This window comes from Bacillus sp. VT 712 (assembly GCF_001614195.1).
Taxonomy (GTDB): Bacteria; Bacillota; Bacilli; order Bacillales; family Bacillaceae_H; genus Priestia; species Priestia flexa.
On the sequence record NZ_LWBK01000009.1, the window covers coordinates 54,989 to 80,729 of the forward strand.

General features: G+C 39.1%; 21 protein-coding genes and 1 pseudogene. 5 read left to right on the forward strand and 17 right to left on the reverse strand.

Annotated elements, in window-relative coordinates; all coding sequences use genetic code 11:
* Nucleotides 1-165: 165 nt before the first annotated feature.
* Nucleotides 166-540 (reverse strand): response regulator, encoded by a 375-nt coding sequence (locus A2U94_RS05945; RefSeq protein WP_090752722.1) that lies wholly within the window; start codon nt 538-540, stop codon nt 166-168.
* 237 nt (nt 541-777) lie between these two features.
* Here A2U94_RS05945 and A2U94_RS05950 point away from each other — a divergent pair, with 237 nt between their 5' ends.
* Nucleotides 778-1,308: a DUF2529 domain-containing protein gene (locus A2U94_RS05950; RefSeq protein WP_025908732.1), complete on the forward strand. Its 531-nt coding sequence runs from the start codon at nt 778-780 to the stop codon at nt 1,306-1,308.
* A 45-nt stretch (nt 1,309-1,353) separates the two neighbouring features.
* Here A2U94_RS05950 and pyrG read toward each other — a convergent pair whose 3' ends face one another.
* The 9 genes from pyrG to A2U94_RS05995 form a co-directional block, all read right to left on the reverse strand.
* Nucleotides 1,354-2,961 (reverse strand): CTP synthase, encoded by a 1,608-nt coding sequence (pyrG, locus tag A2U94_RS05955; RefSeq protein WP_025908731.1) that lies wholly within the window; start codon nt 2,959-2,961, stop codon nt 1,354-1,356.
* 359 nt (nt 2,962-3,320) lie between these two features.
* Nucleotides 3,321-3,866: a DNA-directed RNA polymerase subunit delta gene (rpoE, locus tag A2U94_RS05960; RefSeq protein ID WP_025908730.1), complete on the reverse strand. Its 546-nt coding sequence runs from the start codon at nt 3,864-3,866 to the stop codon at nt 3,321-3,323.
* Between the two features lie 210 nt (nt 3,867-4,076).
* Nucleotides 4,077-7,304, reverse strand: a complete 3,228-nt coding sequence (gene icmF, locus A2U94_RS05965; RefSeq protein WP_035320295.1) for a fused isobutyryl-CoA mutase/GTPase IcmF — start codon at nt 7,302-7,304, stop codon at nt 4,077-4,079.
* Between the two features lie 18 nt (nt 7,305-7,322).
* Nucleotides 7,323-7,952 (reverse strand): TetR/AcrR family transcriptional regulator, encoded by a 630-nt coding sequence (locus tag A2U94_RS05970; RefSeq protein WP_025908728.1) that lies wholly within the window; start codon nt 7,950-7,952, stop codon nt 7,323-7,325.
* 22 nt (nt 7,953-7,974) lie between these two features.
* Nucleotides 7,975-9,114 (reverse strand): acyl-CoA dehydrogenase, encoded by a 1,140-nt coding sequence (locus A2U94_RS05975; RefSeq protein ID WP_025908727.1) that lies wholly within the window; start codon nt 9,112-9,114, stop codon nt 7,975-7,977.
* Between the two features lie 16 nt (nt 9,115-9,130).
* Complete coding sequence (locus tag A2U94_RS05980; protein ID WP_025908726.1) at nt 9,131-10,243, reverse strand: acyl-CoA dehydrogenase family protein; 1,113 nt, start codon at nt 10,241-10,243, stop codon at nt 9,131-9,133.
* 11 nt (nt 10,244-10,254) lie between these two features.
* Nucleotides 10,255-11,109, reverse strand: a complete 855-nt coding sequence (locus A2U94_RS05985; RefSeq protein WP_025908725.1) for a 3-hydroxybutyryl-CoA dehydrogenase — start codon at nt 11,107-11,109, stop codon at nt 10,255-10,257.
* A 15-nt stretch (nt 11,110-11,124) separates the two neighbouring features.
* Nucleotides 11,125-12,303 carry an acetyl-CoA C-acetyltransferase gene (locus tag A2U94_RS05990; RefSeq protein WP_025908724.1) on the reverse strand — a complete coding sequence of 393 codons (1,179 nt, stop codon included), beginning with the start codon at nt 12,301-12,303 and terminating at the stop codon, nt 11,125-11,127.
* Between the two features lie 142 nt (nt 12,304-12,445).
* Nucleotides 12,446-14,560 (reverse strand): 4Fe-4S dicluster domain-containing protein, encoded by a 2,115-nt coding sequence (locus tag A2U94_RS05995; protein ID WP_062954442.1) that lies wholly within the window; start codon nt 14,558-14,560, stop codon nt 12,446-12,448.
* 191 nt (nt 14,561-14,751) lie between these two features.
* Between A2U94_RS05995 and cls the strand changes: the two genes are divergently transcribed.
* Complete coding sequence (gene cls / locus A2U94_RS06000) at nt 14,752-15,948, forward strand: cardiolipin synthase (protein ID WP_035320294.1); 1,197 nt, start codon at nt 14,752-14,754, stop codon at nt 15,946-15,948.
* 22 nt (nt 15,949-15,970) lie between these two features.
* Nucleotides 15,971-16,924, forward strand: a pseudogene (gene uvsE / locus A2U94_RS06005) (UV DNA damage repair endonuclease UvsE).
* 29 nt (nt 16,925-16,953) lie between these two features.
* Here uvsE and argS read toward each other — a convergent pair.
* The 4 genes from argS to speE form a co-directional block, all read right to left on the reverse strand.
* Nucleotides 16,954-18,624: an arginine--tRNA ligase gene (gene argS, locus A2U94_RS06010; RefSeq protein WP_025908720.1), complete on the reverse strand. Its 1,671-nt coding sequence runs from the start codon at nt 18,622-18,624 to the stop codon at nt 16,954-16,956.
* A complete protein-coding gene (locus A2U94_RS06015; protein WP_025908719.1) occupies nt 18,611-19,060 on the reverse strand; it encodes a YwiB family protein in 450 nt (149 codons plus the stop codon). The genes argS and A2U94_RS06015 overlap by 14 nt, the downstream gene beginning before the upstream one ends.
* 156 nt (nt 19,061-19,216) lie before the next feature.
* The gene (speB, locus tag A2U94_RS06020; RefSeq protein ID WP_025908718.1) at nt 19,217-20,095 is read right to left on the reverse strand and encodes an agmatinase; all 879 of its coding nucleotides are present in this window, start codon (nt 20,093-20,095) and stop codon (nt 19,217-19,219) included.
* Between the two features lie 222 nt (nt 20,096-20,317).
* Nucleotides 20,318-21,145: a spermidine synthase gene (speE, locus tag A2U94_RS06025; protein ID WP_025908717.1), complete on the reverse strand. Its 828-nt coding sequence runs from the start codon at nt 21,143-21,145 to the stop codon at nt 20,318-20,320.
* A 369-nt stretch (nt 21,146-21,514) separates the two neighbouring features.
* Here speE and A2U94_RS06030 point away from each other — a divergent pair, with 369 nt between their 5' ends.
* Complete coding sequence (locus tag A2U94_RS06030; RefSeq protein WP_025908716.1) at nt 21,515-23,587, forward strand: transglycosylase domain-containing protein; 2,073 nt, start codon at nt 21,515-21,517, stop codon at nt 23,585-23,587.
* 40 nt (nt 23,588-23,627) lie between these two features.
* Here the strand turns inward: A2U94_RS06030 and A2U94_RS06035 are convergent, their stop codons facing one another.
* Entirely contained in the window at nt 23,628-24,137 is a 510-nt protein-coding gene (locus A2U94_RS06035) for a YwhD family protein (RefSeq protein WP_025908715.1), read from the reverse strand.
* A gap of 18 nt (nt 24,138-24,155) precedes the next feature.
* A complete protein-coding gene (locus A2U94_RS06040) occupies nt 24,156-24,803 on the reverse strand; it encodes a site-2 protease family protein (protein WP_025908714.1) in 648 nt (215 codons plus the stop codon).
* 146 nt (nt 24,804-24,949) lie between these two features.
* On the opposite strand from A2U94_RS06040, the gene thmT reads away from it, so the two are divergent.
* A complete protein-coding gene (gene thmT, locus A2U94_RS06045; RefSeq protein WP_025908713.1) occupies nt 24,950-25,135 on the forward strand; it encodes a 2-hydroxymuconate tautomerase in 186 nt (61 codons plus the stop codon).
* A 63-nt stretch (nt 25,136-25,198) separates the two neighbouring features.
* Here the strand turns inward: thmT and A2U94_RS06050 are convergent, their stop codons facing one another.
* Nucleotides 25,199-25,714, reverse strand: a complete 516-nt coding sequence (locus A2U94_RS06050) for a YwgA family protein (protein WP_025908712.1) — start codon at nt 25,712-25,714, stop codon at nt 25,199-25,201.
* Between the last annotated feature and the right edge of the window lie 27 nt (nt 25,715-25,741).

Genomic DNA, 25,741 nt, shown 5'->3' on the forward strand with positions numbered 1-25,741 from the left:
AGTATGCTCTTGAATCTGACATTCCATGTAGAAATGCGGTGTATCTGCACACAATATGTTGTCGAATGATTAATACAGTAATTAGGATACCAACTTAAAAACAAAACAGCAAGATTTTTAGGTTAATATTGAAAATTTCTTAGAAACACGCCTAATTGTAAGCACTTACTTAGACTTTAATGGTATATATTCCCTAACAACCTGTCTAATTTCATCAATATCAAACGGTTTTGCAAAATGCGTTAACGCACCTAAATCTTTTGCTTCTTGGATCATATCTAATTCACCATAAGCAGTCATTATAATTACTTTTATTGTCTTATCATACCCTTTTAATCGTTTTAAAATTTCAATTCCGTCCATCCCTGGAATCTTCATATCGAGCAAGACAAGATCAAGTTGTTGTTCTTTTGCAATGTCAATCGCTTGAAACCCATTCGCTGCTTGAAAAGTTTGATACCCTTCCTTTTGCAATACTTCTGTTAGTAAAATACGAATTCCGTACTGGTCATCTACAATTAAGATTTTTTCAGTCAACATAATCCCACCTTCTATACAGCCTCTTGTTGAGACAAAACTAACATATGTATTTCGTTATAAAGCGACAAATCCCTGCTCATTTAAGGAAATCTTACAAAATACAGGAATTTTAGTCATTATTCTTACTTTGTTTTTCCATACTTTTTTATTATAACTTGTTTTACACTAGAATATGGATATATTTTTTCGATATAATGATTAGCAAACACTCTTGAGAAAGAGAAAGGTGACTTTATCATGCTTAAAATTTTCACAACACAATTGTCTAGCTATTTTAAACGCATAGGCGAAAAAGAAGAATTCAACTTGGAAGATGGTGCTCGTATTTTAGCTCAAGCAGCCATTGGAGAAGGAAACATTTATATTTATGGAGTAAATGAAATGCAAGCCGTGATGTACGAAGCGACGCAGAGTGCAGAGCCGTTAGCTCATGCAAAATCTCTAGAGCTCAATGACATTAGCAGCTTAACATCCGTAGATCGAGTACTCATTGTTACAAGGTTTTCTACAGACGAAAAAGCAGTTCAAGTAGCACATACTCTACTGGAACAAGGAATTCCGTTTGTTAGCATTGGAGCTATTCCCAAAGAGGTTCAAGGTGAAAGTATTCATGAACTAGCAGATGTGCATATTAATACGTATCTTTTACAGCCACTTATCCCTGATGATAGCGGGGAACGCTTTGGATTTCCAGCTCTTATGACTACTCTTTATGCGTATTATGGCTTATCCTTTACATTAAAAGAAATCATGGATGAAAATGAGTAACAACAAAAAAGACGCTGTCTGTCACAGCGTCTTTTTTGTTGTTTTTTATTGTTGTTGTCCTAATTCAATTGATGCACGAATAAATTCTCTAAATAGAGGTTGTGGACGATTTGGACGAGACGTGAACTCTGGGTGGAATTGAGCTGCTAAGAACCATGGATGGTCTTTTAACTCAACGATTTCCACTAAACGACCGTCTGGGCTTGTACCTGAGAAGATAAAGCCTTTCTTCTCCATCTCTTGACGGTATTCGTTGTTGAACTCGTAACGGTGACGATGACGCTCGTAAACAACTTCATCTTGGTATGCTTGATGAGCTAATGTACCTTCTGTTAACTTACAAGGATACAATCCTAAGCGAAGTGTTCCACCTAAATCTTCAACATCCTTTTGTTCTGGTAATAGGTCAATGATTGGATAGTTTGTGCTTGGAGCAATTTCAGCAGAGTGCGCTCCGTCTAAACCTAATACGTTGCGAGCAAACTCTACAGATGCAAGTTGCATACCTAAGCAAATACCTAAGAATGGAACTTTTTGCTCACGAGCATATTGAGTAGCTACAATCTTACCTTCGATACCGCGGTCACCAAATCCACCTGGTACTAAGATACCGTCAACATTACCTAATAGTTCACTTACGTTTTCTTGCGTAACGTGCTCTGAGTTAACCCATTGAATGTTTACATCTGCATCAAATGCATAACCAGCATGGCGCATTGCTTCAACAACTGAGATGTAAGCATCTTGAAGCTCTACATATTTACCAACAAGAGCAATTTTCGTTGTTTTAGATAAGCCTTTTACTTTAGCTACAAGCTCTTTCCACTCCGTCATATCGGCTTCTTTACAATCTAATTTTAAGTGATCGCACGTGATTTGATCTAAGTGCTGGTCTTGTAGCGATAGTGGAATTTCGTATAATGTCTCCGCATCTGCACATTCAATAACTGCTTTTTTATCGATATCACAGAATAGAGCTAGCTTTTCTTTCATATCTTCAGAAATTGGCATTTCTGTACGTACAACAATAACGTTTGGTTGAATTCCTAAACTACGAAGTTCTTTAACGCTATGCTGTGTTGGCTTTGTTTTCATCTCGCCTGCAGCCTTTAAGTATGGCACTAATGTACAATGAATGTACATTACATTATCGCGACCGATATCGCTTTTAATTTGACGAATAGCTTCTAAGAATGGCAGAGATTCGATATCTCCTACCGTTCCTCCGATTTCCGTAATAACAACGTCTGCGTTTGTCTCTTTACCTGCACGGAATACTTTTTCTTTAATTTCATTTGTAATATGAGGGATTACCTGAACTGTTCCACCTAAGTAGTCACCGCGACGCTCTTTTTTCAATACAGTTGAGTAAACTTTCCCTGTTGTTACGTTACTATAGCGATTTAAGTTAATATCGATAAAACGCTCATAGTGCCCTAAATCTAAATCTGTTTCTGCACCATCATCCGTAACGAATACTTCACCATGTTGGTATGGGCTCATTGTTCCTGGGTCTACGTTAATGTATGGATCGAACTTTTGAATAGTTACGTTTAATCCACGATTTTTTAATAGTCTACCTAGAGAAGCAGCAGTGATCCCTTTCCCCAAAGAAGATACAACGCCACCTGTTACGAAAATATATTTTGTCATTTGGTCTTCCCCCTCTAAATTTGTTAAAGTGTACAATACTAAAAGTTTTTACATAAACAATCACAATTCATTCATCATCATGCATGAAATTATTAAAAGCATTATTGGGAATGCTTATTGAAGAAGAATAAGAATTCAACTGTTCAGTACGAAAAAGCAAAAACTCGACAGCAAGATGAGCCTGTATGGTTTCTAGCTCCAAGGTGCCAAGTTTTAAAAAAAAAATTGCTCCCAATGCCATAACAGGATTGGGAGCAATGTTCTATATAATATGTTTAAACTTCTTAAATACTCGTTTAAAGAGCCCAAAAAAGATTCTACATATTTCAATGACAAAAGTCAAGAACCATTATGATAGATTATTTTTCATCCTCATACTCAAGGTCTTCTTCGGCTTCTTCATCTGCTTCTTCTTCATCTAGATCTTCATCTAAATCGTCAAAGTCTTCTTCCTCTTCTTCAATAACATCTTCTTCATCTAAATCTTCAAAATCACCGTCATCTTCTTCAGCTAATTCATCAAGATCATCGAAATCTAGATCTTCTTCTTCTAAATCATCAAAATCATCCAGCTCGTCTACAACAGCTTTTTTCGCTTTCTTCTTCTTCGGCTTAGCTGCTGGCACAATATCTTCTTCTGCCTGATCAAAAGGATACCAACCCCTTAACCCCCAATAGTTTTCACCAACCGTTAGGAATCGACCATCGATATTAATATCTGTATAGAACTGCGCAATTCTTGACTTTAATTCTGTATCTGACATCTCTGTTGCTTTTACGATTTCATCAATAATTTCTTGAAATGAAATAGCTTGACGGTCTGTTTTCTCACTTAACAGCGCATACGCAATTTCGATCATTGACATCTCTTTTAATTCTTCTTTTGAGTACTTTTCTAAACTCAAAGGTGACACGCCCTTTCTATGTATATCTAAAATCTATTAAATCAATTCATCATAAGTTCAAATGATGGACACGAATAAATACATACCATTCATTATAAACAAATTCAATACATTTATGCTAGCCTCGATTCTAAAAATCTCTTGGAAATTGCAAAATGAAACAGAAACTACTAGCGCCATATGGCTAATAGTTTCTGTTTCTAAACCGATTTACATATTTCGACGATACTGTCCACCACATTTATAAAGCGCCTGTGTAATTTCACCCAAACTTGCAAACTGGACGGTATTCATGAGCTCTGCGAAAATGTTTTCTCCGTTGTTGGCAGCTTTTTTTAACCTTTCAAGCGCTGGCTTTACATTGTCAGCATGTTTTTCTTGAAACGCTTTTAACTGCTCAATTTGATAGTTCTTTTCTTCCCAAGATGCACGAGCAAGCTGCATATCATTAACATTTGTATCACCTTGCTCATTGGGGTTACGGTACGTATTTACTCCAACGATTGGCAAAGAACCATTATGCTTTCTCATTTCATATTCCATTGACTCATCTTGAATTTTGCCACGCTGATATTGTAGCTCCATAGCACCTAACACTCCACCTCGTGTGTTGATACGTTCAAACTCTTGTAAAACCGCTTCCTCTACTAAATCTGTTAACTCTTCTACAATAAAAGAGCCTTGAAGCGGGTTTTCATTCTTTGTCAATCCATTTTCTTTCGTAATAATTAATTGAATAGCCATCGCACGGCGCACCGACTCTTCCGTAGGTGTTGTAATAGCTTCATCATACGCGTTCGTGTGCAGGGAATTACAATTATCGTGAAGAGCCATTAATGCCTGTAATGTTGTACGAATGTCGTTAAACTGAATCTCTTGAGCATGAAGTGAGCGACCAGACGTTTGTACATGGTACTTTAACTTTTGACTCCGTTCGTTTGCTCCATATTTATCACGCATAACAATAGCCCAAATACGACGAGCTACGCGACCAATTACCGTATATTCTGGATCAAGTCCATTGCTGAAAAAGAAGGAAAGATTCGGTGCAAAATCATTAATATTCATGCCGCGACTTAAGTAGTACTCGACATACGTAAATCCGTTAGCAAGCGTAAACGCAAGTTGAGAAATTGGATTAGCTCCTGCCTCTGCAATATGATAGCCAGAAATAGATACAGAATAGTAGTTACGCACATGATGCTTCGTAAAATACTCTTGGATATCCCCCATCATCTTCAACGCAAACTCTGTAGAGAAAATGCATGTATTCTGCCCTTGATCTTCTTTTAAAATATCTGCTTGGACAGTTCCTCTAACTGTACTCAACGCCTTGCTTTTCACCGTTTCATATTCTTCTAGACTCAGCTGGCGCTTTAGTTCTGTCTCCCTTTTATTCACTTGCTGAGCAATCGCTACGTTCATGAACATCGCTAATATAATAGGAGCCGGCCCGTTAATGGTCATGGAAACAGATGTAGAAGGTGCACATAAATCAAAGCCTTCATACAACTTTTTCATATCATCTAATGTACATACGCTAACGCCACTTTCACCAATTTTACCGAAAATATCAGGCCGTTCCGCTGGATTTTCACCGTATAGCGTCACCGAATCAAAAGCCGTGCTTAAACGCTTCGCATCATCATCTTTGGACAAATAATGAAAACGACGGTTCGTTCTTTCTGGTGTGCCTTCTCCGGCAAATTGTCGTTTCGGGTCTTCACCTTTTCGCTTAAATGGAAAAACTCCTGCTGTAAATGGAAATTCACCTGGAACGTTCTCTCGATATAACCAATGTAAGATATCTCCATCATCTCGAAATGTAGGCAACGCTACCTTTGGAATTTTTAACCCTGACAATGTCTCAATTTGTAAATCTGTTTTGATTTCTTTTCCTCGCACATATGTCCTTAAGACGGGCTGACGATAATCATTCTTTAAGTCTGCCCACCTTTCTAACTTCTCTTTTGATTCTTTGGATAGCTGATTTTCATAGTTTTGCAAGAGCCCCTTCAGTTCATGCTGACTGTCTTTATGTTTGACCTTATTGATAACGTCTTTTACTTGCTGAGTTTTATGCGCAAAATCCCCTTGCTGTTTTGCATAGTTATGGTAATCTCGCACTGTATTTACAATCTCCTGTAAATACTGCTGTTTATCTGGAGGAATAATGGTATGTGACTGTTTTTCATCTGTAGATAGGGTTGGCTTAAGCTGAATATTGAACTGTTGATTAATCGTACGAATCAACTCATTATATAAATGATTTGTTCCTGGGTCGTTAAATTGACTTGCAATTGTGCCATAAACAGGCATATCATCTAGTGAGTCTTCAAAACGTTCATGGTTGCGCTGGTATTGCTTTTGAACTTGGCGCTTCGCATCCTCAGACCCTTTTTTCTCAAATTTATTAATAACAACAAAATCGGCATAATCAAGCATCTCAATCTTTTCAAGCTGCGATGGGGCACCAAACTCACTCGTCATGACGTACATGGATACGTTGGCCAGATTTTTAATTTCCGCATCCGCTTGCCCAATACCACTCGTTTCGACAATAACCATGTCGAAACCAGCTGCCGTTACAATATCAACTGCATCTTTAATAGCTGCTGATAGCTCATGTTTAGAAGAACGTGTTGCCAAGCTTCTCATATAAACTCGATTGGATGAAACGCTGTTCATTCGAATTCGATCTCCTAACAGCGCTCCTCCTGTTTTTTGCTTGGTTGGATCAATTGATAATACGGCAATATGAAGGGATTCATTTTCTTCTAAAAAGCGACGAATTAATTCGTCCGTTAAAGAACTTTTACCAGCTCCTCCTGTTCCTGTTATACCTAGAACAGGAATATTGGACGCCTGTTTTAAATCTCTTTTAATAGCTTCTAGGGTTGCCGCTTGTTCTTGCATAGCCCCATTTAAAAGCGCGTTCTCAACCACTGTAATATACTGAGCAATGGCTTGATGGTTGATTTTTTCCAACCGATCGACCGAAGGTATTTCAGGCAAAACTATCTTCTGGCACTCATCTACCATATATTGAATCATGCCTTGCAGCCCCATTAAGCGCCCATCCTCTGGAGAGAAAATTTTAGCAATTCCGTAATGGTGAAGCTCTTCTCTTTCGCTTGGAATGATAACCCCACCACCTCCTCCATAAATACGAATGTGGGAAGCGCCTTTCTCTTTTAGCAAATCATACATATATTTAAAGTACTCGACGTGACCTCCTTGGTATGACGAAACAGCAATTCCCTGAACATCCTCCTGTATGGCCGCGTTCACAATCTCTTCAACAGATCGGTTATGGCCTAAGTGAATGACTTCCACTCCTAACGATTGCAAAATACGCCTCATGATATTAATGGACGCATCATGGCCATCGAATAAGCTAGCCGCCGTTACAAAACGTACTCTTTTCTTTTGCTCCATTATAATAATGCCTCCCCATTAAACAGATTGGACTGAAAAATCTTTTAGCAAAAACTTCAGCTGTATGTTTGTGTATTCTTCCAGCGTATAGTGTTGCTGCAGCCACCAACGTCTAAATGCCCACATCTGCCCCTGGACAAAAATATGATGGGATAGCAGCTTTATCTCTTTGTCATCTAGAAGGAATTGCTCGCTTTGGATGCAACCACGAATTAATGTCTCAAACATGCCCACCATCTCAAGCTCTTTCTTTAATACATAAGGAAGAGCATCCTTTGATAATGATTTTGCTTCTTGGTACATAACAAGGACTTCATCTTGAAGTTCGTTAATAACCTTAAAATAATGCGTAATTGCCTTTTCTAAGCATTGAACCGTATAGCCTTCAAGGTGCATCTCTTCTTCTAAGCGCTCTCTTACCTCTTCATAAATGCTGTCGCAAACTAAATAAAGAACATCTTCTTTTGACTGGATGTATTCATAAAGCGTACCGATACTAAAACCTGATGATTTTGCGATTTCTCTCGTGGTCGTTCGATGAAAACCTTTTTCTTTAAAAAGACTAACTGCGCCTTTCACCATCTGCGTCCGTCTTTCTTCAATTAACCGCTCATCCTTAATAGAGGTAAGCACTTCCCTTTTGCTCATTAACATCCACCTTCTCCGCTCTTTATTTTGAAAGGTAACGAGAAATAACTAAACGCTGAATCTCTTGAGTCCCTTCATAAATTTGGGTAATCTTCGCATCACGCATATATCGCTCAACTGGATAATCCTTTGTATATCCGTATCCACCAAATACTTGAACAGCTTCTGTCGTGACTTTCATAGCAGTATCACCTGCATAGAGTTTCGACATGGCTGATTCTTTTCCGTAAGGTAGCCCCTCTCCTTCTAGCCAAGCTGCTTGATACGTCAATAAGCGTGATGCCTCAATACTGGTTGCCATATCAGCTAACTTAAACGCAATTCCCTGCTGTGCAATAATTGGTTTACCAAACTGGTGACGCTCTTTTGCGTACGCAACTGCTGCGTCTAGAGCTCCTTGAGCAATCCCTACCGCTTGAGCAGCAATACCGTTTCGACCACCATCCAACGTCATCATGGCAATTTTAAAGCCGTCTCCTTCCTTACCCAGTAGGTTCTCTTTTGGCACTCGGCAGTTCTCAAAAATAATTTCCGTTGTGGGCGATGAACGAATGCCTAGCTTCTTTTCTTTCTTTCCAACAGAGAATCCTTCCATATCCTTCTCCACAATGAATGCGCTCGTTCCTTTTTGTTTTTCTTCTGGATTTGTGCGGGCAAATACGACATAAATATCCGCTTCTCCACCGTTTGTAATAAAGATTTTCGAGCCGTTTAATACATAGAAATCGCCTTCTTTTACAGCGGTCGTTTTCATGCCTCCCGCATCAGATCCTGCACTCGACTCAGTAAGTCCGTAAGCACCTATTTTTTCTCCTTGCGCCATGGGCTTTAAGTACTTATGCTTTTGCTCTTCGCTCCCGAACTTAAAGATTGGCCACCCAGCAAGAGATGTATGGGCTGACAATGTCACCCCTGTTGATGCACATACGCGTGATAGCTCCTCAACAGCTATGCAATACGCTAAATAGTCACTTCCAATTCCCCCATACTCTTCAGGCCACGGAATGCCAGTTAATCCCAACTCACTCATCTTTCGAAAAATCTCTCGGTCAAAACGCTCTTCTTCATCTCGCTCTTCAGCTGTAGGTCCTACCTCATTCTTAGCAAAATCTCGAACCATTTTACGAATCATTTCATGCTCTTCTGATAGTTTAAAATACATGTTAAACTCCCCCAGTTTATAAAGATTTACTGATTACGATACGCTGAATTTCACTTGTTCCCTCATAAATTTCACATACCTTTGCATCTCGGAATAAACGTTCTACAACATTTCCTTGTATCACTGCTCCAACTCCAATAAGTTGAATGGCTTCCGTCGTAAGATTCATTGCAGCTTGCGAAGCAAAAAGCTTTGCCATTGAAGCTTGTTTTGTACACTTCATGCCTTGCTGATATAAATAAGCTGCGCGATAAACGAGTAGCCGAGCTGCTTCCACTTGAGTTTCCATATCAGCAAGCTTTCCTTGTTGAAGAATACTCTCCTTTTCTTCCGTGAATACTATATTTTTGTTCGCTTCATAAAGGGCTCCTTCTGCAATTCCCAGGGACTGCGCTGCAATGCCAATTCTCCCTGCATCTAAGTTGGCCATCGCAATCTTAAAGCCCTCTCCCTCATTCCCAAGGCGATTAGAAACTGGTACTTTCATATTTTCAAAGTGCAACTGCACAGTACGAGATCCATGCAAGCCCATCTTCTTTTCATCTTTTCCAACGTGAAACCCAACCATATTTTTCTCTACAATAAAAGCCGTGATTCCTTTGGAACCTAAGCTGCTGTTAGTTTTTGCAAACATAATGTACGTATCTGCTTCTCCGCCGTTTGTAATAAAAACTTTGGAACCGTTTACAATATAGTGGTTTCCTTGTTTCTCAGCATTTGTTTTTAGACTAGATGCATCAGATCCTGCATTTGGTTCGGTTAAAGCAAAAGCGCCTAAATATATTCCTCGGGATAATTTCGTGACATACTTCTGCTTTTGTTCATCCGTTCCAAAACGAAGGATTGGATTAGTACCAACGGACGTATGAACGGATAAAATAACGCCTAAAGCAGGGCTTACTTTGGATATTTCATGAATTGCCATGGTATATGAAATAAAATCGAGCTCTTGACCACCGTAAACCTTTGGAATGGGAATCCCAAGTAGGCCTGCATCTCCCATTACTTTTAAGGTCTCTTTTGGAAACTCTCCGTTTTCCATTTTTGGAACCACTTTTATCACTTCATCCGCAACAAATTTACGAATGAGGTGTTGAAAGCTGAGCTGTTTATCCGTAAAAGCAAGCATCTCACCACTCCTTACTTGTCATATGTAAAAAAGCCACGGCCTACTTTCTTTCCTAGCCAACCTGCTTTTACATATTTTCTTAGCAACGGACACGGTCGATATTTATCGTCTCCAAATCCTTTGTGAAGTGTTTCCATAATAAATAGACAGGTATCTAAGCCAATAAAATCAGCTAGCGTCAGCGGTCCCATTGGATGGCGCATGCCAAGCTTCATCACTGCATCAATATCTTCTTTCCTTGCAACACCTTCATATAACGTATAAATGGCTTCATTAACCATCGGCATCAAAATTCGGTTTGATACAAATCCAGGAAAATCTTCTACTTCTACGGGAACTTTATTTAAGCGCTCAGACGTTTCGTGAATCACTTTATACACTTCATCGCTTGTAGCTAACCCTCGAATAATTTCAACTAACTTCATCACAGGTACTGGGTTCATAAAATGCATTCCAATGACTTGTTGAGGTCGGCTCGTTGCGGCTGCAATTTCTGTAATAGGCAGTGAAGATGTATTGGTAGCCAAGATTGTATGAGGTGGCATAAGTTGATCTAGCTCTTTGAAGAGTGATTGCTTAACCTCCATTTTCTCCACGACGGCTTCCACTACTAAATCCACTTGCGCTGCATTAGAAAGAGACGAAATTGGATAAAGCCTATTCATAACTTCATCCTTTTCAACTTTTGTCATAGCTGCTTTTTCTACTTGACGATTTAATTGCTTATCGATAAATGCGATTCCTTTTTTGATCTGTTCTTCTGACATATCGTAAAGTGAAACGTGGTAATTTGACGTCATAAAAACTTGAGCAATTCCTAGTCCCATTTGTCCTGCTCCGATTACAAGTACGTTCTTAATATCCATGACCTTCTCCCCTTTTTAATGTACTTCTACCATCACAGCGTCCCCTTGGCCACCGCCACTACAAATTGCCGCAATTCCTAAGCCACCCCCACGGCGCTTTAGTTCGTGAATAAGAGTAACTAGAATCCTCGCTCCGCTTGCTCCAATTGGATGGCCAAGTGCGATAGCTCCTCCGTTTACGTTCACTTTATCAGCGGGTAAGTTCGCTACCTGCATACTCATAAGCGCTACGGCTGCAAAAGCCTCATTAATCTCAAATAAATCAATATCTTGAACGGTTTTATTGCAACGCTTTAACAACTTCTCTATTACTAACCCTGGCGTAATAGGGAAGTTTTGTGGCTCAACAGCTAATGATGTATGACCTACAATTGTTGCCATTTGTTGATAACCATTTTTCTTTGCTTCTTCTTCGTCCATTACAAGTAGAGCTGCTGCGCCATCATTTACACCAGGTGCGTTTCCCGCAGTAATTGTTCCGTCATGATTGAATACTGGTCGCAGTGTGCTAAGTCTCTCATATGAAGTATCATGACGAGGCCCTTCATCTTGCTTAACTACTTCTGTTCCTTTACGCATCTTTACATCAATGGCCACAAGCTCATCCTGCCACTTCCCCTCTTTCTCAGCTTGAACGGCCAGCTGATGACTACGCAATGCCCATTCATCTTGCTTTTCCCGGGAAATATTCAGTTCACTTGCCAATCGATTTCCGTAAGTCCCCATATGAACTCCTGTAAAGCTACATGTTAAGCCATCATGAATCATCAAATCTTTCGCTTGGCCATCTCCCATTCGAAAGCCCCATCTTGCTTTTGGTAACAGATATGGTGCATTGCTCATAGACTCCATTCCTCCGGCCACAACCGCTGAAGCTTCTCCTAAACGAATATACTGATCTGCTAACATCACGCTTCTCATTCCTGATGCACATACTTTGTTAATCGTTTCTGTTTGCACACTCCAAGGTAAACCAGCATGATGCAACGCTTGACGAGATGGCAATTGTCCTTGCCCCCCTTGAAGCACACAGCCCATAATAACCGAATCAATGTTTTCCGCTTCTACACCAGCATGCTGAACCGCGGATTTTATAGCGTGGCCACCGAGCTCTGAGGCAGTTAGTGAGCTTAAAGCTCCTCCTAATTTACCAAAAGGCGTACGCACAGCACTGACAATGACAGATCTCCTCATCTATAACTCCCCCTTTTCCTATTGAACGTTTGCTCAACTTGATGACAAACAAAATCTCTATCTCTTACAAGGTTGTAGCCCCCGTTCTTTTAGTAGCATTTGGGGGCTTTAAACCTTCATCCTTCTGTAGTAAACTCCCTTATCATACAGGTTGTTTTGCTTCGTTTATGCCAAAAATTGATTTTTCTAAGAGCTCTGCTACATCATATGTTCCTACTTTTTCTTCAACTTCTTTCGCTTTTGTACCATCGCTAATCATCGTTAAACAGTACGGACAGCCAGAGCTAATAATGCCTGGGTTTACTTCCAAGGCTTGTTCTGTACGCGCGACGTTGATTCGTTGACCAGAGGTCTCTTCTGCCCACATGAGCCCTCCTCCTGCACCACAACACATTCCACTTTCACGATTTCGAGCCATCTCAACCATTTTCACTCCTGGAATTGCTTTTAAAATTTCACGCGGCGGGTCATATACTTCGTTATATCTGCCTAAATAGCAGGAATCATGAAACGTAACGGTTTCTTCAATTGGAAAGTTGGGCTTTAACTTTCCTTCTTTCACAAGCTGTGCTAAAAGCTCCGTATGATGATACACTTCTGCTTCTAACCCAAAGTCTGGATATTCATTTTTGAAAATGTTATATGCATGAGGATCAATCGTGACAATCTTTTTCACTTCGTTCTTTTCAAATTCCTCAATGTTCTTAGAAGCTAACTCTTGGAATAAGAACTCGTTTCCTAATCGACGCGGCGTATCTCCAGAGTTTTTCTCTTTGTTTCCTAAGATAGCAAACTTAACTCCTGCTTCATTTAGCAGTTTTGCAAAAGCAAGCGCAATCTTTTGACTTCGATTATCGTAAGCTCCCATCGAACCGACCCAAAATAAATATTCAAATTCTTCTCCACTCTTCTTCATTTCTTTAACCGTCGGTACATGAATATCTTCTCGCATTTCTCTCCAAGTTTCTTTTTCTTTACGATTTAATCCCCATGGATTTCCTTGACGCTCGATGTTCGTCATCGCTCTTTGAGCATCCGGATCCATTTTCCCTTCTGTTAAAACTAAAAAGCGACGAAGATCAATGATTTTATCCACATGTTCGTTCATTACTGGACACTGATCTTCACAATTACGACAGGTCGTACACGCCCAAATCTCTTCCTCTGTAATGACTTCTCCTATTAAAGACGGGTTGTATTCCAAAGTAGCTGCTACTTCGCTGCTGCTTTGGCTTGCTCCCATGACCGCAAGCTGGTTTCCTTTTGTATTGGCAAAAGCATACGTAGGCACCCAAGGCGCTCTGGACGTTACGACAGCACCCTTTTCAGTCAAGTGATCGCGTAGTTTCAAAATTAAATCCATCGGTGAAAGCATTTTCCCTGTCCCAGTCGCTGGACACATGTTTGTACATCGTCCACACTCTACGCATGCATATAAGTCGATGAGTTGGTTTTGTGTAAAATCTTCAATTTTCCCTACACCAAATGTTTCTTGAGACTCGTCTTCAAAATCGATTTTCTCTAACTTCCCTGGCTTAGAAACGCGATTGAAAAACACGTTCGCTGGACCTGCAATTAAATGGGCATGCTTAGACTGCGGTACGTAAACTAAAAATGCTAATAAAACAAGTAAGTGAATCCACCATGCTACATAGAAGATGACAATAGATGCGGTTTCGCCAATTCCATTCAAAAGAAAGGCAACGGATGATGCAATTGGCTCAGTCCACGCTAAGTCATGGTTGTGCCAGATTAGTGACATCCCATTTCCAATTAGTACTGAAAGCATCAAGCTACCGATAAACAAAAGAACCAAACCTGATTTAAACCCTCTTTTTAATCGAACAAGCTTTTCAACATAACGGCGGTGAAAAGCCCATATAACCGCAACTAAAATCAAGACAGTTATAATTTCTTGAAAGAATGTAAAGCCTGGATATAGCGGACCTAATGGCAGATGCGCTCCAGGAACTAACCCCTTTAAAATAAAATCAATCGCACCGAACTGAACTAGAATAAATCCGTAGAAAAAAAGAACGTGGATGATTCCACTTTTCTTATCTTTTAATAATTTTTTTTGGCCAAAAACATTTACCCATACTTTGTTCAGTCTTTCTTTTAGTTTTTGATCAAACTCCACTTTCTTACCTAATTGGATGTACATTAACCTCGTTCGAATTAAGTAAATAAACAACGACCCTGCGTAAGCGGTTACAATTAGAAATAAAATTAAATTGGCCCCCAATAAAGCTGACACATAATTCCCTCCTTCTCCCTGATGAAAATTTAGAAAATAATGAACTTTTCTTCATTTTATATAATGAATGAACATTCAGTCAACATATTTTCTTTCTTTTTTGTTCATATTCTATTTAAACGAGGTGAAACTAAGAACAGAAATAAGATGATTATCGTGAATTATTCGGTTGATGGAGGGTGGGAAAGGAAATGTTGGCTACTGTAATTATTTTAATCGTTATTTTGATTGTCGCATGGTTTGCCATTGATTTAGGTGTTGGCAAAAAGGAACTCATGCAAAAAGAGCGTACATTTCCAATGCGTCAAGCATCTCTCAAACTTTTCACTGATGGAACGAAGTTTTACAATGACTTGTTTAAATCAATCGAACAAGCAAAACATTCCATTCACATTTCTTTTTATATTGTCAAAAACGATGAGGTTAGCAAAAAATTTGTGGATCTTCTCTGCGAAAAGGCAAATCAGCAAGTTGACGTTCGGCTACTCGTTGACCGCATCGGTAGCATAAAGCTCAATCGGAAGATGAGAAAACACCTTCTGGCTTGCGGAGTGAAGTTTTCATTTAGTCGTCGGCTAAAATTCCCTTATTTATTTTATACAATAAACGCAAGGAATCATCGAAAAATGACTATTATCGACCAGTCCATCGGCTACATTGGAGGGTTTAATATTGGCCAAGAATATTTAGGCTTAGATCCCACATTAGGAACGTGGAAAGATTATCACTTAAAAGTAACGGGAGAAGCAGTAAATGATTTGCAAACGCAGTTTTTAAGAGATTGGAGCTCATCTATGAACGATGAAGAGCAGCACGAAGAGGTAATTGACAGACAAATAAAAGACCCCTCTATGCAAATCGTGCAATTCCGCTCAACGGAAGGTGTTTCCTTAGAAGATCATTTCTTGCACATCATCAATGAAGCAAAAAATGAACTTTGTATTGGAACTCCTTATTTTATCCCAACAGAATCTTTAATGGCGGCTATTTTAAAAGCGCGTAAACGAGGCGTAACGGTGTATATCCTTATCCCAATGAGAGCAGATCACCCACTCGTTCGCGATGCAGCCTTCTCTTATCTTCCTGCTTTAGTCGAAGCGGGGTGCCAGATTCATCAATTTTATTATGGTTTCTATCACGGAAAAGTTATGATTGCTGATGAGCGAATTTGTGATGTGGGAACTGCTAACTTTGATAAAAGAAGCTTGTTTTTAAACGGAGAAATCAATTGCTTTATCTTTGACCCTGTTTTTATTAAGCATGTAAAAGAAACGTTCCACACCTTTTTACACGACTGTCCTCTTCTTTCTTTATCTGATATAAAAAAGCGGACTTGGTTTGATAAATTTAAACAAGGGGTAGCTACGTTTATATCCCCACTTTTATAGCTATGAAAAGGAGTTAACAGACATGAATGTCAGATTTGGCTATGTTTCCCACGCTTTGTCCTTGTGGGACTGCTCACCTGCAAAAACGTTAACGTTTGCACGCTGGAGTAAACTCTCAAAAGAGGAACGCATAGAGAAGTTATATGAAGTTACGCAACAGAACTTGTACCATACAAAACGAGCTTTACATTATAACATTGCACATGAAATCATGCTTTACCGTCTTTCTTCTTCCCTTGTTCCTTTAGCTACTCATCCTGAAGTCGCATGGGATTTTGTAACACCTTTTCAACAAGAATGGAAAGAACTTGGTCACTTAGTAAAGTCTCATCATCTACGGATAAGCTTTCATCCTAACCAGTTCACTTTGTTTACGAGTGATAAGCCGCAGATTACTGACAATGCTGTTTTAGATATGAACTATCACTATCAAATGCTAGAAGCAATGGATGTGGTAGATGGATCGTTAATTAACATTCATGTTGGTGGAGCCTACGGAGATAAGGTTAAGGCCTTGGAGCGTTTTCAACAAAACTTAAAGAAGCTTCCAATGCATATTAAAAAGCAGATGACGCTTGAAAACGATGATAAAACCTACACAACAGAAGAAACGTTAGAAGTTTGTGAAAAAGAGCAAATTCCGCTTGTATTTGACTTTCACCACCATCAAGCAAACTTGGGAACACAGCCTCTTGAAGATTTACTACCACGGATTTTTGAAACCTAGAAGCATGTAAATATCAGACCTAAGGTACATATCTCTTCACCAAAGTCCGAAAAAGCATTTCGCAGTCATGCTGATTACGTATCTTCTGAGTTTGTGAAGCCTTTTTTCCAACTAGCCAAAGAGCTGAATCAAAATTTTGATGTGATGATTGAAGCGAAACTAAAAGACCAAGCACTATTAAAGCTTGTAGAGGACTTATCCAAAATTCGCGGTGTAAAAAGAATTGGTGGAGCTACGCTAAAGATATAAAAAAACCCCCTTTGAAAGGGGATCTTTTATTACATTTTTTCAGGAGCCGAAACACCAATTAATTTCAATGCATTTTGTAGAGTAACCTGCACTGCTTTGATAAGCTCTAAGCGTGCTTTACTTGTTTCGATATTATCTGTGTCAATAACTTTCTCTGCGTTGTAGAAGCTGTGGAACGTTGATGCTAAGTCAAAGATATAGTTTGTAATACGGTGAGGAATGCGTTTTGTTGCCGCTTCAGAAACAGCTTGTGGAAACTCACCAATTTTCTTTAGTAGGTCCATTTCTTTCTCAGACTGAATTAGCGTATACTCTACGTTTCCTTTTGTTAATGCTTCAATTTCAGCACCTTGCTTTAAGATACTGCAAATACGAGCATGTGCATATTGTGCATAATATACAGGATTTTCGTTGGATTGAGAAACTGCTAAGTCTAAGTCGAAGTCTAAGTGCGTGTCTCCACTTCTCATTGCAAAGAAGTAGCGAGTTGCGTCTAAGCCAACCTCTTCTACAAGGTCTCGCATCGTTACAGCTTTACCTGTACGCTTACTCATCTTCATCTTTTCACCGTTTTGATACAGCTGAACCATTTGAATAATTTCAACTTCTAGCGTATCTTTTCCATAACCAAGGGCTTGGATTGCAGCTTTCATACGCGGAATGTAACCGTGGTGGTCAGCACCCCAAATGTTGATTAACTTGTCAAAGCCACGCTGAATTTTGTCTTGGTGATAAGCGATATCCGGCATTAAGTAAGTAAATGAACCATCGTTTTTAATTAATACTCGGTCTTTATCATCACCAAATGTTGTTGAACGGAACCATGTTGCTCCTTCTTCTTCATAAACGTGACCTTGTTGCTTTAACGTATCAAGCGCAACTTGAATTTTATCGTTTTTATATAGAGATGTCTCAGAGTACCATACATCGAATTTTACACGAAATTGCTCTAAATCACGCTTCAATTTTTCCAACTCATAATCTAATCCGTACTGGCGGAAAAACTCAAAGCGCTCTTTTTCATCAGCTTTTGCATACTGATCTCCATACTTTTCAGCTAACTCTTTACCAATGTTGATAATATCTTCACCATGGTAGCCATCGGCAGGCATTTCTTTGTCCATACCTAAAGCCTGCATATAACGCGCTTCCACTGAGTACGCTAAGTTGTTAATTTGGTTACCAGCATCATTGATATAATATTCACGAGATACATCATAACCTGCCTTAGCAAGAACATTACATAAAGAATCTCCTACAGCTGCGCCGCGAGCATGCCCTAAATGCAAATCTCCTGTTGGGTTTGCTGATACAAACTCAACCTGAACTTTTTCACCGTTTCCAACGTTTGATTCACCATAAGCTTCTCCTGCTTTTAAGATGGTTGGAATTAATTCTGTTAAATATGAGTTGTTCATGTAAAAGTTAATAAATCCAGGGCCCGCAATTTCAATTTTTTCAATTGAAGCTTTTGATTTATCAAACTGTGCTACTAGCTCTTCTGCAATAGCGCGAGGTGCTTTTTTTGCAATTCGTGCAAGCTGCATCGCCATATTTGTAGAATAATCACCGTGGGCTTTATCTTTTGGTACTTCTAACACGACTTCTGGTAGCTGATCTTTTGTTGCTAACTCAGCTTTTACAACTGCATCTTGAATCTCAGCTTTTAACTTACTTTGCACTTGTTCAACAATGTTCATGTTCTTCCTCCTTGAATGTTATCGTTACAGCGTACTTCCCTACCGATTGACCTTGCAATGTCAAATCGTACGTAAAAAAGAGATGACCTCTTTTTTGGAGCTTTTTATATTCAATGTTATGAGCATATGTCATCATATCCATACGGCCATAAGGACTCATATACGTTCCTTCAAGCTTAACTTTTTTACGAAAAGACTGCTTCATTTTTACGGCACCGGTACGGTTAATCGTTACTTCATCCTCTTTAATCTTCAGTAACGTTTTAATATCCCCTACCTCTTCTTGATGCTCCGTATACGTTAAATAAACGACTTCGTCTTTTTTATAATACGTTCCTTGAGCCTCAACCGCCGTTGTTTCCTTCATGTGTCCGTCTCGAATGTCCGTCACAATCTTAATTGCGATTGGCTTTTTAATCGTTGAAGCGTTATTCATCTCAAGACACTTCCTTAATTTTTACGAATACTTTATAACTTAAATAGTATAAACATTCCGAGACAAGAATTCAATAATACTTCAAGTTTTCGCTCATCTTGTAAAAAAGAGTAGGCCACATTTCTATCAATGCAACCTACTCTTCTATATATTTGTTTAGCGCTTTTGAACCCAACCTAAAATCATTTCACGAATAAGCTTACTAGCTGTATTGGCCGTTTGCTCAGAGGAATCATAGATTGGAGCAACTTCTACTAAGTCTGCACCCACAACGCGGATATCTGATTTAGCAATCTCATGAATAGATGCTAATAGCTCTTTTGATGCTATGCCCCCCGCATCTACTGTACCTGTACCTGGGGCATGGGCTGGATCTAACACATCGATATCAATCGTTACATAAACTGGACGGCCCGCTAGCTTAGGTAAGATTTCTTTTAAAGGTTCTAATACTTCAAATTTAGAAATATGCATGCCGTTCTCTTTCGCCCATACAAATTCTTCTTTCATACCTGAACGAATACCAAATGAATAAACGTTGCTTGGCCCAATGTGCTCGGCAATTTTACGAATTGGTGTGGAGTGAGACAAAGGTTCACCTTCATACTCTTCACGTAAATCCGTATGCGCATCCATATGAATGATAGCAAGATCCGGATATTTCTTATACATCGCTTTCATAACTGGCCATGAAACCAAGTGCTCGCCACCCATTCCAAGCGGAAACTTATCGGCTGCTAATAGCTCATCGATATAGCCCTCAATCATGTCGATGCTTCGCTGTGCATTTCCAAAAGGAAGTGGAATATCACCAGCATCAAAATATTTTACTTCTTCAAGCTCACGATCTAAATATGCGCTATATTCTTCTAACCCAATTGATACTTCGCGAATACGAGTTGGACCAAAGCGAGACCCCGGTCGGTAGCTTACTGTCCAATCCATTGGCATACCGTATAGTACGGCTTCGCTTTCTTCAAAGCTAGGGTGACTTTTTATAAATACATTACCTGAATATGCTTCATCAAAACGCATGAGAATGCCTCCTTGTCATAAAAACAAGACGCCAAGCCTTTTGACTGACATCTTGTCTATGGTTTGTACTTTATCCGAGCTTAACTGGCAGTAAGGCTTCCGCTTCCAAGCTCAGGGAAAATCGCTGGAAGATAAGCAGAGGGCTACACTGTCCTTAAAAGCCCGATTAGTTGCACTAACAATGAGCGGGAGATGAAGCCTCCCACCAATTGAAGCTTCACCTTATTTTACTAAATCTGCTACAAACTTCGGTAAAGCAAATGCTGCTTTATGAAGCTCTTTCGTGTAATACTTTGTTTCGATATCAATAAAGCGATCTTCACTAACCTCTAGCGGATCATGCTTCTTAGAACCGATTGTGAACGTCCACAGACCACTTGGATACGTTGGAATGTTTGCTATATAAAGACGAGTAATCGGGAAAATTTCTTTTACATCACGCTGTACGTTTGTAATTAACTCTGGAGTAAACCAAGGGTTGTCCGTTTGAGCTACAAAAATTCCGTCTTCTTTTAACGCTTTTGAAATCCCAGCGTAGAAGCCTTTTGTAAATAAATTCACCGCTGGACCTACTGGCTCAGTTGAATCAACCATAATAACATCATATTCATTTTCGCTTTCTGCGATATGCATAAAGCCGTCGCCGACCTTTACCTCAACGCGCTCATTCTCCAATTCACCAGCAATCTCCGGTAAATACTTCTTAGAGTATTCAATAACTTTTCCATCAATTTCAACTAGCGTCGCTTTCTTTACGCTAGGATGCTTTAATACTTCACGGATTACGCCACCATCTCCGCCGCCTACTACTAAGACATTTTCAGGATTGGGATGTGTAAATAATGGCACGTGTGCCACCATTTCATGATAAACAAACTCATCTTTTTGAGTTGTCATTACCATTCCATCAAGAACTAGCATGTTACCAAACTCTTCTGTTTCAATCATGTCTAGCTTTTGAAACTCAGTTTGTTCTGTATGTAAAGTGCGCTTAATTTTCGCCGTAATTCCGAAATTCTTCGTTTGTTTCTCAGTAAACCATAATTCCATTTAAACTCTTCCCTTCTATTTTGAGAATTTAGCCTATGCATAGATTACCCTAACATAATTTATACAAACATGAAAAAAAGTATAGATGAATTTAAGTGAAAAGCAAAGGTTTTTTTTAGACTTCTAGGTTTAAAAGAGCTTTTTCTTTTTCATACTAAACTATATATTCCTTTAAATTGCTATAACCTCATTTCAAAAATCCTATATTTACCTAAACTACCTATATAAACCTACACATTAAAAGGCTTAAATAAATGGATCTAGCTCGTAAAAAAATCTTTTGATAATAAAAAGACTGTATCAATCTGGGTACCCTTTAAAACGTAACTTTTTTAGGAAACGAAGGAGTTAACTCATGAGGTGATGACAATGGAAACTGTATTAATTGAACACTTTAAGAAAGCTAGACGTCTTTTTCGCATTCTACTTGTTCTTGCACTTTTATGTACTGTATGTATTGGGATTGCTTATATCAGTATATTTTTATATGCCAAAATCGCTGGTCCACCTACGCTAACTGTCCCGCAAACCGCTATTTTCTATTCCAGCAATGGCAAAGTATTAGACGAATTACACAACGGTCAAAAACGCTATTGGGTCCCTCTAGAAAGCGTATCTGACAATATTAAAGAAGCTACATTAGCAGTTGAAGACAAGCGGTTTTATGATCATAACGGCTTTGATATTAAACGTATTGGCGGGGCAATTGTTGCCGATATTAAAGCAATGAGTAAGGTACAAGGTGCTAGCACAATTACGCAACAGTACGCACGAAATCTTTTTTTAGAACACGATAAAACATGGACAAGAAAATTCCAAGAAGCGCTTTATACCATTCGCCTGGAATTTAATTACGACAAGGATAAAATTTTTGAAGGTTATTTAAATACCATTTACTATGGACACGGCGCCTATGGAGTCGAGGCTGCTTCAAAAACGTATTTTAATAAAAAAGCAAAGGACTTAACGCTAAGTGAAGCTAGTATGCTAGCTGGGATTCCGAAAGGGCCTACTTACTATTCTCCTCTGCTTCATGAAGAAAATGCAAAAGAGCGTCAGCGCATCATCTTAAACTTACTTGTTGACCAAGGAAAAATTTCACAAAAAGAAGCGGATAAAGCATTTGTAACACCTTTGTTCTATGCAAAAAAAGCACAAGATGAAGCAAACGCAAAGAAACAAGATGCGTCTTACTTCATGAGTGCAGCTTTATCTCAGTTAACGAATGAATTGGGAATTACAGAAGCAATGATTCATTCAAATGGCTTACGCATTTACACAACGCTTGATATTGACGTGCAAAAGAAAGCAGAAGAAGCAATGAATACCGTTATGAATAAAGATTCTGATATTCAAACAGCATTTGTCGCAATGGATCCAAAAACAGGTGCAGTTAAAGCGCTCATTGGCGGTAGAGATTATAAGAAAAGCCCATTCAACAGAGCAACTCAAGCTGTGCGCCAGCCGGGCTCTACGATGAAGCCATTCTTATATTATGCTGCTTTAGCAGACGGCTTTACGGAATCTACCGCGATGCAAAGTGAAGAGACAACCTTCACGTTAGATGATGGGGTTTCAACATATAAACCCAGTAACTATAACAGCTACTATGCAAACAATCCCATTACACTAGCACAGGCTATTGCGCTGTCAGATAACATCTATGCTGTTAAAACACATTTATTTATCGGGGAGCACCGATTGGTCGAAACAGCTAAGTCATTAGGAGTTTCAACTCCACTGAAGCAGGTACCGTCCCTTGCTCTTGGAACATCTCCTGTTCGCGTGATTGATATGGTCAATGCATATGGCATTTTTGCAAACGGTGGAAAAGAAATTTCACCAACATTCATTAAGCGCATTGAAACAGCTGATGGAGACATGGTGTATGAAGCACCTCAAGAAAAGAAACAAATTGTTGACAAGCGATTAGCATTTCTAACAACGCATTTGATGACAGGCATGTTCCAAAAAGAATTAAACGGCTATACAACAGTAACTGGAAAGCCAATTCTAAAATACTTGTCAAGAGATTATGCTGGTAAATCTGGTACTACGCCGACGGATAGCTGGATGATTGGCTACACCCCTCAGCTTGTATCAGGTGTTTGGGTAGGCTATGACCAAGGCAAACAGATTGAGCGTGTTGAAGAAAAAGCTTATGCAAAAAAAATGTGGGCATTGTTTATGGAAGATGCGCTTGAAGGAAAGAAGAAACAAGCATTCAAAGCACCAAAAGGGTTAGTCAGCGTAAATATTAACCCCGAAACGGGGGATATCGCAACAAAGTCCTGTTCGAAAAAATATAAAGCATACTATTTAACAGGTACCCAACCGACTACGTATTGTCGCGATAAAGGCGTTTCTGAAGAGAAAAACCAGGCGCCACAGAAGCAGAAAGAACAAGATGGATTCTTTCATCGCCTCCGCGATTGGTTTTAAAAAGGAGAGGCCCTCAGTCTAAGCTGAGGGCCTCTCCTTTTTATGATAAAGCTTCTTTTAGTTCATCACTAGAACGTTCCCATATTTCCTTATCATGAGCAGATAGAAAATCTTTTAAGATTGCTTTTGACTTATTATCCATTTCGTCTACCATAATGCGACGCTTCATAGATTTATCCATCTTATTTACATGCTCTGGAAGCGACTTATAACCGCGGCGAATTTCACGATCTACGGTCATTTCACATGCCGTTACGCCAGCATAATAAGGGCCTGCTGGATTGCGGTCAATGGTTACCCAGACAAGCCAATAGAGCTTGCCGTTAGGAACTTCGTCTTTGTTCGATAAAAACTTAATTCCCTTTTCAACCACGCTTCGAGCATGCATCGCACCGATATCAACAAAAGCTTCTTCGTCTGATGGGCATACAAAAACAGGTGAAATATTTTCTAAGCTTAGCGCACCAACTCCAAAGCCTCCATGTCCATCTGTTGAATCATTCTTAATAATATTAAATCCAATATTCTTCTTTTTTTTCGGTTGATCCATTGTTAAAACGCTCCTTACTTAAGTTAATAAAGGTCCCAGAAGTTGTTGAAATAGCTCAACAAAAAATGGGATTCCAATGTCATATATAGGGGCAATGATATAGCGATCGAGCGGTGTAATAATCAACACTAAAAATAACAAGATTCCCCACGACTCATACTGCGTCATTTTTGCTCGCACTGTGTTTGGAACAAGATCTTCTACGATACGGTAGCCATCGAGCGGCGGAAATGGCAGCAAATTAAATAAAAATAAAACAATATTAATGGTGATAAACATATTAAAAAACTTATATAGTGGATCTATATAACCAGCAAACTGCAAAATCAAAAACCAACCAAGAACCCCTAAAAATGCAAGGAATAAGTTACTAAGCGGCCCTGCAATTGAAACCAATACGCCGGCTAGACGGGGATTCTTAAAGAAAAAGCGATTAACTGGTACGGGCTTAGCCCATCCAAATCCCACTACCAGTAGGAGAATTGTTCCTAGTGGATCTAAATGTGAAAGAGGCGATAGTGTCAAACGCCCTTGTTTCTTTGCCGTCTCGTCTCCAAACTTGTATGCAACAAAAGCATGAGCAAATTCATGTAGCGTAAATGCGATAATTAGCGTAATAGCAACGTACGGAATATATTCAAGCGGAAAAGCTAAAAATTGATTCACTCGCTCTCTCCTTTATAATCATTCTGAATTACAATAATACATCGAGTATACTATAATTTAATTATTTCATCATTAGATGAGGGTGTATTTTTCAATGTAAAAGGACTACACTGAAGAAGACACTGAAGAAAAGGAGTGAAATTAGTATGCCATATGTAACAGTAAAAATGCTTGAAGGTCGCACTGAAGATCAAAAAAGAGCCCTTGTTGAAAAAGTAACGGCTGCTGTATCTGAAACAACAGGTGCCCCTTCTGAAAAGATTGCGGTTTTTATTGAAGAAATGTCAAAAAACCACTATGCAGTAAACGGTAAACGATTAAGCGACCAATAAACTACATATCGTTTATTCATTGAACAAAGCCCTCTGAACGGATGCAGAGGGCTTTGCTTTGTATTAGTGAACACGGTCAAACATCACTGCTTTTAAATTTTCAATATATGCATATGCTTGTTCAATATCTTCTTCTGTATAGTTCTGTTTACTCTTTAACGTAAACACTTTTTCACTCACTTCTTCTTTCGATAACCCATCAAAGTATAAAATCGTTGAGACAAGCTCTAAAAATTTTGAAGACTGGTTGTTCATATCCGTCATGACTTCCTCTAGGTGGGGTAACTCTAGCTCATAATGGCTTAAGAATTCATTTCCAGCCTGAGTTAGCGCGTATCGGTACTGCATGTAGCCACCCTTATTTTCTTTCAATTCCTGCAAGAAGCCTAGATTACACAATTCTTCTACTCGAAGGGTAAGCTCTTCTGAATATGGACCAAAAAAATGGAAATTATAGCGTTCATAAAAAGGAAACTCTAGCTTTTTTCCAATAAAAATCATTTTTTGGAGCTTTTTTCTCCCTACAATTTCTCCTGCTGCTGAGAACACTTTAATAATCTTCGCGTGATCATTTAACACAGCCCTTTCAACTCCTATACTATTTAA

What these genes read in the sequence shown, in the direction of transcription:
- A2U94_RS05945 (WP_090752722.1), bottom strand. Translation starts at nt 540, where the DNA reads ATGTTGACTGAAAAAATCTTAATTGTAGATGACCAGTACGGAATTCGT.
- A2U94_RS05950 (WP_025908732.1), top strand. Translation starts at nt 778, where the DNA reads ATGCTTAAAATTTTCACAACACAATTGTCTAGCTATTTTAAACGCATA.
- pyrG (WP_025908731.1), bottom strand. Translation starts at nt 2,961, where the DNA reads ATGACAAAATATATTTTCGTAACAGGTGGCGTTGTATCTTCTTTGGGG.
- icmF (WP_035320295.1), bottom strand. Translation starts at nt 7,304, where the DNA reads ATGGAGCAAAAGAAAAGAGTACGTTTTGTAACGGCGGCTAGCTTATTC.
- A2U94_RS05970 (WP_025908728.1), bottom strand. Translation starts at nt 7,952, where the DNA reads ATGAGCAAAAGGGAAGTGCTTACCTCTATTAAGGATGAGCGGTTAATT.
- A2U94_RS05975 (WP_025908727.1), bottom strand. Translation starts at nt 9,114, where the DNA reads ATGTATTTTAAACTATCAGAAGAGCATGAAATGATTCGTAAAATGGTT.
- A2U94_RS05980 (WP_025908726.1), bottom strand. Translation starts at nt 10,243, where the DNA reads ATGCTTGCTTTTACGGATAAACAGCTCAGCTTTCAACACCTCATTCGT.
- A2U94_RS05985 (WP_025908725.1), bottom strand. Translation starts at nt 11,109, where the DNA reads ATGGATATTAAGAACGTACTTGTAATCGGAGCAGGACAAATGGGACTA.
- A2U94_RS05990 (WP_025908724.1), bottom strand. Translation starts at nt 12,303, where the DNA reads ATGAGGAGATCTGTCATTGTCAGTGCTGTGCGTACGCCTTTTGGTAAA.
- cls (WP_035320294.1), top strand. Translation starts at nt 14,752, where the DNA reads ATGTTGGCTACTGTAATTATTTTAATCGTTATTTTGATTGTCGCATGG.
- argS (WP_025908720.1), bottom strand. Translation starts at nt 18,624, where the DNA reads ATGAACATTGTTGAACAAGTGCAAAGTAAGTTAAAAGCTGAGATTCAA.
- A2U94_RS06015 (WP_025908719.1), bottom strand. Translation starts at nt 19,060, where the DNA reads ATGAATAACGCTTCAACGATTAAAAAGCCAATCGCAATTAAGATTGTG.
- speB (WP_025908718.1), bottom strand. Translation starts at nt 20,095, where the DNA reads ATGCGTTTTGATGAAGCATATTCAGGTAATGTATTTATAAAAAGTCAC.
- speE (WP_025908717.1), bottom strand. Translation starts at nt 21,145, where the DNA reads ATGGAATTATGGTTTACTGAGAAACAAACGAAGAATTTCGGAATTACG.
- A2U94_RS06030 (WP_025908716.1), top strand. Translation starts at nt 21,515, where the DNA reads ATGGAAACTGTATTAATTGAACACTTTAAGAAAGCTAGACGTCTTTTT.
- A2U94_RS06035 (WP_025908715.1), bottom strand. Translation starts at nt 24,137, where the DNA reads ATGGATCAACCGAAAAAAAAGAAGAATATTGGATTTAATATTATTAAG.
- thmT (WP_025908713.1), top strand. Translation starts at nt 24,950, where the DNA reads ATGCCATATGTAACAGTAAAAATGCTTGAAGGTCGCACTGAAGATCAA.